The organism is Pontibacter sp. GD7, assembly GCF_058216375.1.
Window position 1 is genome coordinate 23,557 of the sequence record NZ_JBYZMP010000017.1, and the last position, 16,732, is coordinate 40,288.

The following is a 16,732-nucleotide window of genomic DNA, read 5'->3' on the forward strand; positions in this document are numbered from 1 at the left end:
ATATGGTTAACCGGTTAAGTTAATAACAGGTTATGGTATGTTTAACTCAAGCTGCGATCAAGCCACCCAGGAGGAGAATTACCTGCACGAGTAAAATTCCCCTTTTCGGAGGTAGGGCCGTTTCATTCTACTAAATTAATGTCTATGGCGCGAGCGTCCTCGTCCCGAATCAAGTCCGGGATCTGCGACTCGTGATCGGCTATAGTTTGGGCCTTCCCGAGTCAAGCCCGGGATCTACGACTGGCCCAGTCGGATCACAGATCCAACAGTATAGGAAGTCACGGATCGCAGATCCGCGCCAGCAATGAGTAGAATGAAACGACCCTGCCCTCAAGGGGACTATTTTTGTTAGAACTTAACGGCCCTGCTCCTCGGAGGGGCTAGGGGGTACACCTACCTCGTCTATCCTAAACCGCAACGCGAGATATCTAATCTATTACTGGTTTAACAGTGTAGCCTTGCATGCGCAGTAGCTCAAGTATACCTTGTTTGCCCGGCAAGTGCCCGGCGCCTACTGCGAAGAATGTAGGCCTGGCTCTTGCCTCCCGTTCCATTACAGGTATCCAGCGTTGGTTGCGTGCCACCAGGAAAGCCTGCTCATACAACTGGTACTCCTTTTCCGACAGATCTTCTTTTGTTATCTCCGCTATGGAGTCAAGGTCCTGGGCAAGGTATAACTTTACCAGTTTTAAGTAAGAAGCCCTTGCAGCGGGCATATCCTTCACAGTCTTTATCAGCATGCTCGTTTGCAGTTGCTGTGGCAGATTGTCCATGGCGGCTAGCTGCTCTTTTATACTTTCAACGCCAATTACCTCTTTCCCCTGCGCATGGGCTGCCTCCACCAGCCGCTGCTCATACGATACCGCCTTACAATCAGTAATCTGCGACAATAGCAGCGACTGTAGCATGAAAGGCTTCATGTTGTCAAATAGCTTCATGTCTAGCTGTAGCGTTGTAGCCAGATGGTTCGAAAGTATTTTATAGTCTGCCGGGGACAGCATGGCGCTCAGCGTTTTGCCTGCCGGTAAAGTGGCGCTTTGCATAAGCTCGGCCATGAAGTTAGGCGCATCCATGTCAACCTCCAGCGAAAGCTGCTCTGTTTGCATTAACCTTTTTATGACTGCGTCCGGCATTTTAAAATCATCCGGGCAAAGCGCATGTATGGTCCCGAAAACATAGGATGGTGTAGTCAGGCCATTACCACTGATCTCCCAGAGCAGTGTTTTCGGTGTGGCTGCTGTGGCATTAAATGCGGGTAGTAAAAGCAACTGTATAACACATGCTACAGCGAGCATCCTGTGCCCGAATTTCTGTAAGGCTTTCTTCATGGGTTGAGGTTATGAATAAGCTCAATATAAGCAAAAGTCTGTAAAATCTGTGGTTTGCTTTTTTGACGGGAAAGAATGGATGTGGCAGAGAATGATTTTGGTGATGGGTAAGTATAGGTCTTAATGTTCAGTTAAACAGATGGTTAAGTTTGGTTTGTATGGCGCCTCCGCTCTTATACGCTCTGCTCATACTATGCTTGCTGAACAAATTTATTAAAAGGTGGATTCTGACAGTGGTTAAACATTGAATTGTAAAATACCGGTCAGGTAAGTTTTGTTATGGTTCTTGCAATTGTTCAGTTAAAATATATGTATTGGTTAATTTACATTGGTAAAGTTATATAAATGTTGTTAAAACATCAGGGTGTTATGTGTTATGGTTAATTGCATTATGTTTATAATAGCATGAGGGTTTTTATTTTGCTTGAAAGCTAATTGTGGCTTATTTGCCTGATTATAATGTGTTTAGCCTTGATTGTTAGTGAATAGGATGTTATGCTATTATAACTTTCTTTATCGTAGAAACTTATTTGTTACGAAATTTTTAAACAAATGTTTTGACATCGAAAATTAATAATTATATTTGGTTGAATTTCTTATCTACACACATTTAATAATTATCTAACCTAATTCACACATTATGAAGAAGAGTTTACTCTTGAGTCTCTTTTTTGCGTTAGTACTGGCTTTGCCAGCGTGGGCGCAACAAAGCAGGACTGTAAATGGAAAAGTAACGGACAAGGAAACTGGTCAAGGGCTTCCTGGGGTAGCAGTTTTGGTAAAAGGTACTACAACAGGTACTGCAACTGGGGCGAATGGAGACTTCAGCATAACTATACCGGAGGGAAAGAATACGCTTGTATTCAAATTTATTGGCTATTCAACTCAAGAGGTGCCTGTCGGTAATAGTAATACAGTAAGTGTTGCCCTTGGTGTTGACCAGAAGCAGTTAGAAGAAGTTGTAGTTGTGGGATACTCAACTTCTACTCAGCAATCATTTACGGGTACTGCAAAAGTTGTTAGCGTTGAGAAGCTTGAAAGCAAAAGCGTATCAAACGTTTCTCAGGCGTTAGCAGGTGAGGTTGCCGGTGTAAGAGTAATCAACACAAGCGGACAGCCTGGTACAGCATCTACAATACGTATCCGTGGTATTGGTTCTGTTAACGGTAATAGATCTCCTCTGTATGTAGTGGACGGTGTGCCTTTCTCAGGTGGCCTAAACTCTATCAACCCTGCCGACATTGAATCAACAACTGTTTTGAAGGACGCTGCCGCTACGGCTATCTATGGTTCTAGAGGTGCAAATGGTGTTATCGTAATAACAACTAAATCAGGTAGAGGTAAGAAGTCTTTTATTGAGGCTGATGCTAACTTTGGTACAAACATGGCTTTATTGCCACGCTACGAGACAATCAACTCGCCTGAGCAGTACATCGCGTTAGGTTGGGAAGGTCTTTATAACCGTGGTGCTGCAATTGGCAACGCTGATCCGGTTAAATACGCTAACGACAGGTTATTCTCTACTTCTGGTGTAAGACCAGGTTATAATATGTGGAACGTAGCTAATGGCGGAGAGCTTATCGATCCGCTTACAAAGTCAGTTAGACCAGGCGTGACAAGAAAGTACACTCCAGAAAACTGGGAGGATTTTGCATTCCAGAACTCTGCACGTAGAGAATACAACGTTAAGTTTGGCGGCTCTTCAGGCAGAACATCTTTCTTCTCTTCTTTTGGTTACCTCGATGACCAGGGTTACTCAATCAATTCTGACTATGAGCGTTTAACTGGTAGAGTTAACCTGCGTCAGGAAATTAAAGAATGGTTAACTGGTGGTATCAATATCAGCTATGCCAGATCTGAGACAAACACTAACGGACAAACCAGTGATTCAGGAAGTATTTTCTGGTTTGTGGATAACATGCCATCTATATACCCATTATTTAGAAGAGATGCAGAAGGTAATATCATCGAAGACCCAATATTTGGTGGTCCGCAGTACGACTATGGTGCTGAAGGTGATTATGCTCGTGGTTTCGGCGGTTTGACAAACTCAATTGCTGACGCGACTTACAACACCAGAAGAGACAACCGTGACGAGATCAATGGTAATGCTAACCTAGACTTCACTCTCATGAAGGGTTTAACGTTCGAGAACAGACTAGGTGTGCAGTACTATCACAATAAGTATGGCTGGTTGAATAATAAGTATTATGGTTCTTCTGCAGGTCAGCAGGGTGCTTTAGGTCTTACAAGAACCGACCGCTTCTCTTATAACTTATTGAACATGCTGCGTTACAACACCGCCATTGGTCAGCATGGTTTAGAGGTTCTTGCAGCACACGAAGCTTCAAACTTTAAGCAGAACATCTTCTCCGCTTCCGGTTACAGGCTAGTAGACCCGAACTTACTTGAGCTAAGCAACGCAGTTGTTAAAAATCCAACGCAAAACTCTTACACTGACCAGTATGCATTAGAAAGCTACTTCGGACAGATTAACTATGACTTTGCAAAGAAGTATTTCTTGTCAACTACGATTAGAAGAGACGGATCTTCAAGGTTTAGAGATGATAAGTGGGGTACTTTCGGTTCGGTTGGTGCAGCTTGGGTAGTTTCAAACGAAGATTTTATGAGCTCACAGAGCGCACTAAGCTCTCTTAAACTGAAGGCCAGCTACGGTTTGATCGGTGATCAGGCAGGTGTTGGATACTATCCTGGATATGATCTGTACTCTGTAGACAATGTTAACAATCAGCCTGGTTTCACTCTTACTACACCAGGTAACCGAGCCCTTACTTGGGAGACTTCAAAAATGTTCCAAACAGGCGTAGAGTTTGGTTTAGGTAACTACCTGGAGGGCTCTATCGATTACTATGTAAAAAATACAGACGATCTGATTTTTGATGTAAGAACTGCGCCATCTACTGGTATCGCTATCATGACATCAAACGCGGGTAGCCTTCAGAACAAAGGTCTGGAGTTTGATCTTACAGGACACCTAATAAAGACAAGCGATTTCCGTCTGGATCTAAGTGTAAATGGTGAGAAGTTTACGAATAAGATCACTGAAATGCCTATCGATCCATCAACAGGTAAGCCAAAGGCTATCGACGTGCAGGGAATCTACGGATGGTCAGAAGGTCACTCTGTTTTCGATTACTACCTGCGCGAGTTTGCTGGGGTAGATGCAGCTAACGGCACTAGCACATGGACAGTGCATTACATTGATGCAAACGGTAACGGTTCTTACGATAAAGGTGAAGGGATCGGTAACCTGACTGACTACTTGGCTAGCAACCCTGACCAAGCGGGCAGCATCCTGCAGGGTACAACCGATACATACGCTGATGCGACGCTAAAGTATAATGGTAAGTCTGCCATCCCCGATCTGAGAGGTGCAGTTAACCTTGATGCTGGATACAAAGGTTTTGACTTAAGAGTACAGATGCTTTACAGCTTCGGCGGCTATGCTTATGACGGCGCTTATGCTAGCTTAATGCATAGTGGTCTGGTAGGCAGCAATAACTGGCATGTGGATATCCTTAACAGATGGCAGAACCCAGGCGATGTTACAAATGTGCCGCGTTTATCAAACGAGCTGGATAAAAATGTTACTTCAGCATCAACACGCTTCCTGACTAAGGCCAACTATCTTGTACTTAATAACATTCGCTTAAGCTATACATTGCCATCAAGCTATGTTAATAAGTTCGGTGTCGGAGGTCTTTCTGTGTGGGTGTCAGGTGATAACCTGTGGATCAATACTAAGCGTCAGGGTTTCAATCCATCCACAGCTGAGACAGGTGCATCAAGCACATACCGTTACTCTCCATTGTCTACGGTGACAGCAGGTTTAAGAGTGAGAATTTAATTAATTGATCAAAATGAGAAAAGGTTTAAATATAATAGCGGCAGCTGTAATTGCATTTTCACTAAGCAGCTGCGAGAAGGAGTTTCTAGACGTAAAGCCTACTAATGAGCTTTCGCTGGAGCAGATAGAAGAAGCGGCTAAGACAGACCCTGCATTGTTAAATTCATTTGTGTCTGGTATGTACGCGACCATGTATAACACAGGTACAGGCGGAACAACAGGTCACGATGACTTTGGACAAAGAGGCTATGACATCTTTACAGACATGATTTCGTCTGACATGGTGTTGGCTGGTACAACTTACGGATGGTATTCAGGTATAGCGCGTTATCAGGCAACTACTGATAATACTGTTAACCAAGCCTATACTCCATGGAGATATTATTACAGAATTATTCGATCAGCAAATACACTGATCGATATCCTGGGAGGTAACGATGCTCCACAAACAGGTGCCAGACTTCATATGATGGGGCAGGCTAAGGCAATGCGTGCGTACGCATACTTCTACCTGGCGCAGCTTTACTCTGAAGGGTACAAGTCGGGTAATGATAAGATTCTACCGCTGTATACCTCAACCAAGGATGCTTCATCCAAACCAAAAAGTACATCGAAAGAGGTGTATGACCTGATTATTTCTGATTTGGATGCTGCCATAACAAGCCTAGATGGCTTTACAAGAGCAGGTAAGCACGAAGTTAACAAAAACGTAGCGAAAGGCTTACTGGCGTACGTGCTATCAGCTCGTGGGACTACAGCAGATCTGCAGCGTGTAGTAACGCTTACAAACGAAGTTATTACGACTTCAGGTGCCCGTGTTACTAACCCTGATGAGGTTGTTGCTCAGTTTGACGCAGCAGGTGCTCTTAAAAATCCGCAATCAGGATTTAATAATGTTGCTACTCCAAGCTGGATCTGGGGTGTGGACCTTGTATTGGACTATGGTCTTAACCTGGTATCTTGGTGGGGGCAGATGGACGTATTTACCTATAGCTATGCTTGGGCAGGTGATGCTAAAACAATTGACAGAAGCCTGTATGATGCTATCCCAGCTAATGACTTAAGAAAGCAGCAGTTTATTGCTCCAGGTAAAACGGGTGCATTACAGCCAAGAAACAAGTTCTTTGCTCCGGCAAGAAAGATTGGAGGACAGCGCTATATCGAGACGGACTATGTTTACATGCGCATTGAGGACATGATCTTGTTAAATGCAGAAGCAAACGCGAAACTAGGCCAGGCTGGGGCTGCTAGGGACATGCTGAGAATGCTCTTGTCTAAGCGTTATACTGATGCAGCAGATTATAGCTATATCGATACATTAAGTGGGCAAGCTCTTCTTGATGAGATTCATCTTCAAACAAGAATTGAGCTGTGGGGTGAAGGAAAAGTGCTTCTTTCTGTTAAGAGAAACAAGAAAACTGTAACCAGGGGTGCTAACCACTTATTCGATGCAGGTAAATCTTTTGCTTGGGATTCTGATGAGCTAACTTTTAATATACCACAGGCAGAACTGCTGAACAACCCGGTATTAAATGATTAAAAAATTAGTTGATAATTTTTTTAAAGATGCTTTAACAATTAAAAGTAGACTATAATGACAAAGGGCCACTTTAAAAGTGGTCCTTTGTTTTTTTACCGTTAAGCTTTAAATTGAGTAATACTTTAAAGGAAGTTTTGAATGACAAACAAGAGGGTAGTAATACTAATAGCCGCCGGCTGCTTCATATCCGGCGCCTTCGTATCTAAGGTGGCGGAGAGCAAGCTTACCGTAACTATGGTGAAGGAAGCACAAAAGCTGATCGGGCTGAATTTTAAGGACGCCCAACTAGACTCTGCCTTAACGGACCTGGAAGAATTTAAGCAGAGCTACGAGGTTATCAGGAAACAGCCTCTGTCAAATGATGTGGCGCCGGCACTTGTGTTTAACCCGATACCGGTAGGCTATACTTTTGAAAAAGCGAAAGGCAAGTTTGAGGTTGCTAAAGCAGCAGGGGTTAAACTACCTCAGAACAGAGAAGAACTTGCATTTTATACTTTGCCGCAACTGGCAGAGCTGATACGCACAAAGCAGATCACGTCGGAGGAGCTGACCAGGTTTTACCTGGACCGTCTGAAAAAGTATGGCCCAACGCTGGAATGTGTGACAAGCCTGACAGAGGAACTGGCACTGGAGCAAGCCAGGAAAGCAGACAAAGAGATCAAAACCGGCAAGTATAAAGGTATGCTGCATGGTATACCTTTTGGCGTAAAAGACCTGCTTTCAACTAAAAAGTATAAAACCACCTGGGGTGCCACACCTTACAAGGACCAGCTGATAGATGAGGATGCTACTGTAGTACAACGGCTTCAGGATGCCGGTGGTGTTCTGGTGGCGAAGCTAACCCTGGGCGCATTGGCCATGGGAGATGTGTGGTACGGTGGTAAAACGCGTTCGCCCTGGGATATAAACAGAGGTTCGAGTGGTTCGTCGGCAGGTTCGGCTGCTGCGGTGGCGGCAGGCTTGTTGCCTTATGCTATCGGCACCGAAACACTGGGCTCTATCGTGTCGCCTTCAACGGCTTGCGGTACTACTGGCCTTAGGCCTACTTTTGGCCGCGTAAGCAGGCATGGGGCTATGGCGCTAAGCTGGTCTATGGATAAGATAGGCCCGATCACACGCTCTGCAGAAGATGCAGCCATTGTTTTTAATGCTATCTACGGACCCGACGGAAAAGATCAGTCTGTTTATGATGCGCCTTTTAATTATAACCAAAGTATAAATCCGAAAAAGCTGCGGGTAGGCTATCTCAAAAAAGACTTTGAGCGCACTTACGGTTTCAAGGAAAATGACGAGGCTGCCCTTGCAGCCCTTCGTAAAGCCGGTATAGAGCTGGTCCCAATCGAATTACCAAACCTGCCTGTCCGCGACCTGACCCTTACCATCTCGGTAGAGGGGGCTGCCGCTTTTGACGAACTTACCCGTAGCGGCAGGGATAGCTTGCTTGTGGCACAGCACAAAAATGCCTGGCCAACCATATTCAGGGCTGGGAGGTTTGTGCCTGCCGTTGAGTACCTGCAGGCCCAGCGCGTGCGCACCCTGCTGGTGCAGCAGATGCAGGAAACCCTGAAAGACATAGATGTATACTTAAGCCCTTCGTTTGCCGGTAACAACTTAGTGCTTACAAACCTGTCGGGGCATCCGTGCGTGGTCGTGCCAAACGGTTTCCAGAAAAATGGTATGCCTACTACCATTACCTTTATAGGAAAACTATTTGGCGAAGCTGAGCTGCTAACTTTTGCAAAGTTTTATCAAAGTATAACCAACCATCACGAGCAGCACCCAAGTATGGATTTTGCCTCGAGGAAAAAATCATAAGTATAAATCGCCGCCAGAAGCATAGGGAACTATAACTGGCGGCGATTTTGCTTACATAAAGTATAATTCCTTAATTTGAAGGGATTATAATATCTACACAACAAATCAACTATACTAATCTACTATGCTATTAAAAAGAAAGGCTTTAGCCGTTGTGGGCTGGCTTATGCTGTGCGCAGGCGCAGTGCAAGCCCAGGATGGCAAGCTAACCCTAAGCGTTGAGAAGATCATGCGCGACCCGAAGTGGATCGGGACATCACCTAGTAATGTGTTCTGGTCTGAAGACGGCAAAAAAATATATTTTTACTGGAACCCTGAAGGCAATAAAAGCGACTCGCTTTACGCAGTTAACGCAGATGGCAAGAACATACAAAAGGTAAGCGCTCGAGAGCGCAGAAGCCTGCCAAGCCAGTATGGGGCATATAACAAGGCACAAACCAAAAAGGTGTATGAGAAAAACGGCGACATCTTTTTATATGATGTGAAAAGCGGAAAGGTGCAGCAGATCACCAACACCGTTGAGCGTGAAAGTAGCCCTGCCTTCAGCCACAGCGAACTGAAAGTGGTTTACACCAAAGAAAATAACCTCTATGCCTGGAGCATGGCCAACGGCCAGACCATGCAGCTGACTGACTTCAAAAAAGGCAGAAAGCCGGCAGGGGAGGGGAAGAACGAACAGCGCGACTGGCTGAAAGAGCAGCAATTGGCATTACTGCAAGTGGTAAAAGAGCGTGAAGAAGCAAAGGAGCAACAACGCAAGCAGCGCTTAGCAGATGCACCGGCAAGGCCTAAGGAAATTTATGTAGAGGATAAGATCGTAAATAATCCGACGCTGAGCCCTGACGAACGTTTTGTTACTTATCAGCTCATCAGCAGGCCAAAAAACAGCAAAGTTGCCATTGTGCCTGATTACGTTACGGCATCCGGTTATACCGAAGACATTAATACCCGCACTAAAGTTGGAGATGCGCAAAACACCTATGAGTTCTTCGTGTATGACACCAAGCGCGATACGGCCTTTGCAGTGATGATGAACGACGTAGCAGGAATCTACGAACAACCTGCTTACCTGCTTGAGAAAGAGGCTAAGGCAAGTACTGCCAGGACAGCTGAATCCAAAGCTAAAAAGCCTGAACTTCGTGCCACGGCAATCTATGGCCCTGTCTGGTCGCCGGACGGAAAGCATGCTGTAGTTGTGGCCAGGTCGCAGGATAACAAAGACCGCTGGATTCTTAAACTAGACCCGGCTACCGGTAAGCTTTCAGTGCTGGACCGTCAGCGTGATGAGGCCTGGATCAGTGGTCCTGGTATAGGCTATGGTGCCGGCGAGATTGGCTGGATGCCAGACAACGAAAGCGTTTGGTTCCACTCAGAAGAAAGCGGCTACTCACACTTATATGCGGTAAATGTAAACTCAGGTAAGAAGAAGGCTCTTACCAGTGGTAAGTTTGAGGTGTCTGATGTACAGCTATCTGACGATAAAAAGCATTTTTACTTCATCGCTAATAAAGTGCACCCTGGCGTAAAGCATTACTACCGCATGCCGGTTAATGGTGGCGAGATGGTACAGCTTACAAGTATGACGGGTGCCCATGAGGTGCAGCTTTCTCCGGATGAGAAGACACTGGCTATCCGCTATTCTGCGAGCAACAAGCCATGGGAGTTGTATGTGATGGATAACAAGAGTGGTGCAAAGCCGAAGCAGGTTACCAGCTCCCTTACCAAAGAATTTAAATCTTATGACTGGCGTGAGCCGGAAGTGATCACCTTTAAGGCAAAAGACGGGGCTGATGTGCATGCACGCCTTTACCGCCCTGAGAACGCCAAAGCTAATGGTCCAGCTGTGATCTTTGTGCATGGAGCTGGCTACCTGCAAAATGCGCATAAGTGGTGGAGCTCATACTTCAGAGAGTATATGTTCCATAATTTTCTGGCCGACAATGGCTATACTGTACTGGATATAGACTATAGAGGCAGCGCAGGCTATGGCCGCGACGTGCGTACGGGTATTTACCGCTTTATGGGTGGCAAAGATCTGAGTGACCACGTTGACGGGGCCAGGCATCTGGTGGAAAAGTATAACGTAGACCCGAAAAAGATCGGTATCTATGGTGGCTCTTACGGAGGATTTATTACACTGATGGCCATGTTCACGGAGCCTGATGTGTTTGCAGCAGGCGCTGCTTTACGCTCTGTTACAGACTGGGCGCACTACAACCACGGCTATACTTCCAACATACTTAACACACCATATACCGACAGCACCGCCTACGCTAAAAGCTCACCGATATATTATGCGGAAGGATTAAAAGGAGCTCTGCTGATTGCGCACGGTATGGTAGACACCAATGTCCACTTCCAGGATGTGGTAAGGCTAACGCAAAGGCTTATAGAACTAGGCAAGGATAATTGGGAGCTCGCAGTGTATCCGGTTGAGGATCACGGGTTTGTTGAGCCAGCCAGCTGGACCGATGAGTACAAAAGGATTTACAAGCTGTTTGAAGAAAATCTGAAGTAAAAGCAGTAGATCAGCAACGTAGATCGGCATGAAAGGTTACTTTCATGCCGATTTTTTTTTGTTGCATTTTTTCGTGTATCTATTTTCATGAATATTATACTTCCAAACACAAGTTGTACCATTGGAAAAGCATGATGAATAATTTAAAGATTATGCTTATACCTACTATTTATATAAAATAAGGAGGGTTGGTGTTTGAAATCTTGCAAAATTAAAACATTTAAATGTTTAAACTTTAAAGGTGGTGCTTGGATTTTAGCTTCTGATATCATAGAAGAGTTCTAAAAATATATACTATTAGAGATATAGAATAATCCTGCTTTATGATGTTTAAACGCGGATTTGACCTCTGTTTATTTTAGCAAAAAAATTTTTGGATATTGATTTTACTGATATATTTGGCAACAATATTATTATCAAACTAACCAATTATCTAATCTATCTTTATGAGAAAAGTTCTATTGTTGAGCTTTGCTCTGTTAATGGCGCTAAGTAATATTGCGCTTGCACAGAGCCGGGCCATCTCGGGTAAAGTACTTGCCGCAGAGAATGGACAACCTCTACCAGGGGTAAACGTGGTCGTTAAAGGAACGACAGTAGGTACTTTTACAGGAGCAGATGGTAGCTTCACTGTAAATGTATCTAATGATAATGCGGTTCTTGTGTTCTCATACCTAGGGTATGTAGCGCAGGAAGTTAGCACAAGCGGAAAGTCTAGCATTAACGTGCAGTTAAGAGAAGACTCCAAGGCACTGTCTGAAGTAATTATTACAGGTTACGGTACTGCAGTTACAAAAAGAGACGCAGTAGGTGCGATTTCACAGGTTGCTGCTAAGGCTATCGAAAATAAGCCTATGCCATCTCTTGATAAAGCATTACAAGGTCAGGCTGCTGGTGTATTAGTGCAGGCTAACAACGGTATCCCAGGTGGTGCTATCAACGTGCGTATTCGTGGTGTAGGCTCTCTTCAGGCTGGTAACCAACCTCTATTCGTAGTTGATGGTGTGCAGCTAAACACTCGTAACGATGCTTCTTTCACCCAGTCTAACCCACTGGCTTTCCTAAACCCTAATGACATCGCTTCTATTGAGGTACTGAAAGATGCTGCAACAGCTGCCATCTATGGTGCTCAGGCTGCCAACGGTGTAGTATTAATTACAACTAAAAAAGGTAAAGCTGGTAGAACCTCATTTAATGTAAGTGCTTATGGTGGTGCTTCTACTCCACTTAAGAAACTTGATGTGCTTAATACTCAGGAGTATCTGCAGTTAAGAACAGAAGCCTATAATAACAGATACAAAGATGGTATGGATGCCAACAGAGTATTCACGTTGGTGAATGAGATGAGAATTCCTAACGGTGCTACTCTTACTCCAGAAGAAATTGCTGCGCTGCCTACTTATGACTGGCAGGATGCTACAATGCAGACTGGTAAAATCCAGAACTATGAGATGTCTGCAAGCGGCGGTAATGATAAAACTACCTTCTATTTAGCAGGTTCATACAACCTTAACGAAGCTATTTTCAAGAAAGTAGACTTCAAGAGAGGTACAGCTAAATTAGACCTATCACATAAAGTAACAGATAAGCTTACATTAGCTTCTTCTATTAACCTGTCTTCATTCAGCCAGAAAGCGCCATTCTCTACTGATGGTTCATTCTTAGGTAACCCAGCGTTCTCAGCTTCACTTATGATGCCGAGCAACAAGATCTACAACGAAGACGGATCTTTCTTTGGTATACCAGGAAGTGGTCAGGTTTTCCCAAGCATCCTGAACCAGAACATTGTAGCAGTTAACTACTTTAACGAGGCAAACCAGCGTAATAACTTCCTGGTTGGTAACTTCTCTGCTACATATAAGATCTTACCTGCATTAACTTTCAAAACGTTCTACGGCTTAGATTACCGTATCGTACAGGGTAAGCAGTATCGTGACCCTAGAACAAATGATGCGTTTGCAAGAAAAGGTTTAGGTTCAGTTGAAAGCAACTGGAATACTAACTTCCTGACTACTCAAACATTAAACTTTGATAAAAAAATCGGAGAGCACACAGTTAATGCTTTAGCAGGTTTTGAGTATAAGCACGAGCAGAACGAAGGCATTTCAGCATCTGCTGACGGTTTCCCATCACCTGAGTTTAAGTACCTGAACTCTGCTGCAAACCCACTAAGCAATGGTGAGTTCTTCTCTGAATTCAAGCGTATCTCTGGTTTTGGTAGAGTTAACTATAACTACAATGGTAAGTACCTATTAGCCTTAACAGGCCGTTATGATGGTTCTTCTCGTTTTGGTGCGAGCAACAAATTTGGTTTCTTCCCATCAGTTCAGGTTGGTTGGAATATCAAAGAAGAGAACTTCATGCAGTCAGTTGACTTCCTGTCATTCCTGAAACTACGTGCCTCATTTGGTACAACAGGTAACGACAACATCTCTAACTTCGCATCAAGAGGCTTAGCTGGTTCAGGAACTGTTTACAATGGTTCTGCTGGTATCAACCCAACTCAGCTTCCAAACCCTGATTTGAAGTGGGAAGTTAACCAGACAACAAACTTTGGCCTTGACTTCGGTTTCTTCAATGACAGAATTGCTGGTACTGTAGAAGTTTATAACAGAGAAAGCAAAGACCTTCTTCTTGATCAGCCAGTTTCCTGGACTACAGGTTTTGGCTCTATTACCTCCAACGTAGGTCAGCTTCGTAACCGTGGTATCGAAGTAGAGTTAAGAACTGCTAACATCATGGCTGAAGGTGGATTCAAGTGGAATACTAACTTCAACTTTGCTTATAACGATAACGAAGTTAGAAAACTATACGGTGGCTTCGATGTACTTCCTTCTGATAACTCAGTACGTGTAGGTTACCCAGTAGGTGCTATCTTTACACAGCGTTATGCAGGTGTTAACCCAGCTACAGGCCGCCCAATGTATTATGATATCAATGGAAATATCACTTACATTCCAGTACTTGCTGACCGTGTAGTAATCGGTGACACGCAGCCAGAGTTCTACGGTGGTTTAACTAACACACTTTCTTATAAAGGATTAGAATTAGACTTCTTATTCCAGTATGAGTATGGTAGAATGCAGACAGACGGCCAGCTGAACTTCCTGATGGAAAATGGTAACCGTTCGTTCAACACACTGCAGTATTTCTATGACAACCGCTGGCAGACGCCAGGTCAGATCACTAGCGTGCCAAGACCTTACGATGCTGGTATCGAGTCTGCAGGTGTAAACCACGTAACTGGCTCAACCCGTACTTTCAACAAAGTGGATTATATCCGTCTGAAATCAGTAACTCTTTCTTACAACGTACCATCTACATTCCTGCAGTTTGCTAAGTTAAACTCTGCGAAAGTTTATGCACAGGGTACTAACCTGTTCACTTATGATGATTACAAAGGTTATGATCCAGAGTTCTTTGGAACTGCTACTGGTATCATCCCACAGAGCAAGAATTACACTGTAGGTATTCAGTTAGGTTTCTAATTTTTAAATTGAATAAAAATGAATTTCAAATATAAAGTTTCAACGATAGCACTTTTTGCTGCCGCTTTGACTTTCTCATCATGCGAGAAAGCCATAGAAGTGGATCCAAGGCAGTCAATTGAGCTTTCTACAGCCTTAAACACAAGAGAGAACATTAATGCTGCTGTTACAGGAGCTTACTCAAGGCTGAAGTCTGCCAGAGTTTACGGTAGAGATATGATTGCCTTCCCAGAGGCACTTGCTGACAATGGACGTTTCACTAACAAATCTGGTAGATTTGCGAACGAAGCCAGAAACATCCATGGAGCACACTTTAACAACTGGCAGAATTATTACTACATGATCAACGATATCAACCTGACTTTGGAAGCTATTCCTCAGTTGAATGTCGTGCCTGCAGTAACAGATGCTGAAAAGAATGCCTGGGTTGGCCAGCTTAAGTTCTTAAGAGCTTTAGCATACTTTGACCTTGCAAGAGTTTATGCCTATATCCCGGGAGCAATTGTTCCTGAAAATGATAAAGGTGGTGTTCCGTTGTTGTTGAATGGGGTTAAAACCCTTGAAGATGCAGTTCTACGTTTGCCTTCAAGAGCTCCTTTAGCAGACGTTTATGCACAGATTTCTAAAGATCTTACTGATGCTGAAGCAGTACTTGGTGATCTTGGTGTTTCTCCTGCATTAGCAACGAAGCAGGCAGCACAGGCCTTGATGGCGCGTGTTGCTCTTTATAATAAAGATTATGCTAAAGCAGCTACTTACGCTCAGAAAGTGATCACTTCTCATGGTAGCCGTCTGATGACAACTTCAAACTATGTGAGTGGCTGGAGAAATAAAGTGAACCCAGAATCAATATTTGAGGTTTCATACACGATTAACTCTGAGAACATTGGTGTGAACGAGTCATTACAGACATCTTTCACTACATTGGTTGTAGCAGGTAACAGAAGCCAAACAGGTGGTTTTGGGGACTTAGTACCTACAAATACATTGCTTACTGATCTAGGTATCACTGTAACAAACAATGGCGCTAATACAGCTGCGATTACAGCTCGTTCTAATGATGTGCGTAACTTACTGTACGAACTAGGAACTACTGGCCGTGGGGTACCATTTGTTGAGACAACCAAATACTTAGGTAAAAATGGTTTTATCAACCTTGACAATGCGATTGTTCTAAGATTATCTGAAATGTATCTGATTCTTGCAGAAGCTCAGTCTGCAGTAGGTTCAACAGTACTTGATGAAGCTAAAGCGAGAGAAGCACTAATCAACATTAAGAAGAATAGATACACTAGCTACGCTGGTTCTACAATGGAAGCTTCTGATTTACTGTTAACTGGTGCAGCTCTGAGAACTGAGATCATGAGACAGAGAAGAATTGAGTTTGCTTTTGAAGGTCATCGTTTCTTCGATCTGAAAAGACAGAGCATGAACTTGGTAAAAGGTCCTCACTACACAGACCTGGCATTCACAGATTATAAAATGCTGCCTCCTCTACCAACCAGAGAGATAGATGGTAATAAGAATCTTGTAAATAACGTAGGTTATTAATTTTATATAGTATAAAGTCATGAAAAAATTATTATTAGCATTCTTTGCTTTCATAGCTTTCGCAGCTACATCATGCATCGAAAACGAGGACATAGTTTTTAAAGGAGAACTTGTTGAGATGGATGCAGCTACCTGGAACGCAAACACAACAGGTAAAGATTACCCTGTTTTAACAAGGGTGCCTGCTCCTGGTCGTAATGTCTATACAGCAACTACCAATGGATTTCCTGCTGACCCGTTGATTACAAGATCAACAGGAAAGATTAAGTTAAGAGTTAACTTAGTGGGAGCTCAGCAAAGCGTTGATCAGGTTATCAGCTACGGTATAGTGCCGAATGAGACTTTTGTAAGTGGTACCATCGCAGCCGATGCAGCTGTAAAAGGAACTCATTACAATACAGGTAGCACATTTACTATTCCTGCTAACTCTAGCTTTGGATTTATTGAAATAGATGTTATCAACCCAGGTACAGCTCTAGCTAAAGATCAGTTGATCGTTATTGAGTTAATTGGTAATGATAAATTTAAACCAAGCGCAAACGAAAAGAGAGTTGGTTTAGTTATTAACAAAGGATAGATAATTTCCTATATCATTAAAAAGGCCTTGGGTTTCCAAGGCCTTTT

8 protein-coding genes are annotated in these 16,732 nt (G+C 43.7%); 7 read left to right on the forward strand and 1 reads right to left on the reverse strand.

The window, feature by feature from the left end:
• Positions 1-428: 428 nt before the first annotated feature.
• Positions 429-1,328 (reverse strand): TraB/GumN family protein, encoded by a 900-nt coding sequence (locus AC4BAP_RS18405; RefSeq protein WP_490584148.1) that lies wholly within the window; start codon positions 1,326-1,328, stop codon positions 429-431.
• A 640-nt stretch (positions 1,329-1,968) separates the two neighbouring features.
• Here AC4BAP_RS18405 and AC4BAP_RS18410 point away from each other — a divergent pair.
• From AC4BAP_RS18410 to AC4BAP_RS18440, 7 genes are all read left to right on the forward strand, one after another.
• The gene (locus AC4BAP_RS18410; protein WP_490584149.1) at positions 1,969-5,196 is read left to right on the forward strand and encodes a SusC/RagA family TonB-linked outer membrane protein; all 3,228 of its coding nucleotides are present in this window, start codon (positions 1,969-1,971) and stop codon (positions 5,194-5,196) included.
• A gap of 13 nt (positions 5,197-5,209) precedes the next feature.
• On the forward strand, positions 5,210-6,736 hold the full coding sequence (locus AC4BAP_RS18415) for a RagB/SusD family nutrient uptake outer membrane protein (RefSeq protein ID WP_490584150.1): 1,527 nt from the start codon (positions 5,210-5,212) through the stop codon (positions 6,734-6,736).
• A gap of 138 nt (positions 6,737-6,874) precedes the next feature.
• The gene (locus tag AC4BAP_RS18420) at positions 6,875-8,551 is read left to right on the forward strand and encodes an amidase (RefSeq protein WP_490584151.1); all 1,677 of its coding nucleotides are present in this window, start codon (positions 6,875-6,877) and stop codon (positions 8,549-8,551) included.
• A gap of 124 nt (positions 8,552-8,675) precedes the next feature.
• Complete coding sequence (locus AC4BAP_RS18425; RefSeq protein ID WP_490584152.1) at positions 8,676-11,069, forward strand: prolyl oligopeptidase family serine peptidase; 2,394 nt, start codon at positions 8,676-8,678, stop codon at positions 11,067-11,069.
• A 446-nt stretch (positions 11,070-11,515) separates the two neighbouring features.
• Positions 11,516-14,557 (forward strand): SusC/RagA family TonB-linked outer membrane protein, encoded by a 3,042-nt coding sequence (locus AC4BAP_RS18430; RefSeq protein WP_490584153.1) that lies wholly within the window; start codon positions 11,516-11,518, stop codon positions 14,555-14,557.
• Between the two features lie 18 nt (positions 14,558-14,575).
• Positions 14,576-16,108 (forward strand): RagB/SusD family nutrient uptake outer membrane protein, encoded by a 1,533-nt coding sequence (locus AC4BAP_RS18435; protein WP_490584154.1) that lies wholly within the window; start codon positions 14,576-14,578, stop codon positions 16,106-16,108.
• A 19-nt stretch (positions 16,109-16,127) separates the two neighbouring features.
• Positions 16,128-16,685 (forward strand): DUF4843 domain-containing protein, encoded by a 558-nt coding sequence (locus AC4BAP_RS18440; RefSeq protein ID WP_490584155.1) that lies wholly within the window; start codon positions 16,128-16,130, stop codon positions 16,683-16,685.
• The last annotated feature ends 47 nt before the right edge of the window (positions 16,686-16,732 follow it).

Bases quoted from the DNA above. Each gene is read 5' to 3' on its own strand.
- AC4BAP_RS18405 (WP_490584148.1), bottom strand. From the start codon at position 1,328: ATGAAGAAAGCCTTACAGAAATTCGGGCACAGGATGCTCGCTGTAGCA.
- AC4BAP_RS18420 (WP_490584151.1), top strand. From the start codon at position 6,875: ATGACAAACAAGAGGGTAGTAATACTAATAGCCGCCGGCTGCTTCATA.
- AC4BAP_RS18410 (WP_490584149.1), top strand. From the start codon at position 1,969: ATGAAGAAGAGTTTACTCTTGAGTCTCTTTTTTGCGTTAGTACTGGCT.
- AC4BAP_RS18415 (WP_490584150.1), top strand. From the start codon at position 5,210: ATGAGAAAAGGTTTAAATATAATAGCGGCAGCTGTAATTGCATTTTCA.
- AC4BAP_RS18425 (WP_490584152.1), top strand. From the start codon at position 8,676: ATGCTATTAAAAAGAAAGGCTTTAGCCGTTGTGGGCTGGCTTATGCTG.
- AC4BAP_RS18430 (WP_490584153.1), top strand. From the start codon at position 11,516: ATGAGAAAAGTTCTATTGTTGAGCTTTGCTCTGTTAATGGCGCTAAGT.
- AC4BAP_RS18435 (WP_490584154.1), top strand. From the start codon at position 14,576: ATGAATTTCAAATATAAAGTTTCAACGATAGCACTTTTTGCTGCCGCT.
- AC4BAP_RS18440 (WP_490584155.1), top strand. From the start codon at position 16,128: ATGAAAAAATTATTATTAGCATTCTTTGCTTTCATAGCTTTCGCAGCT.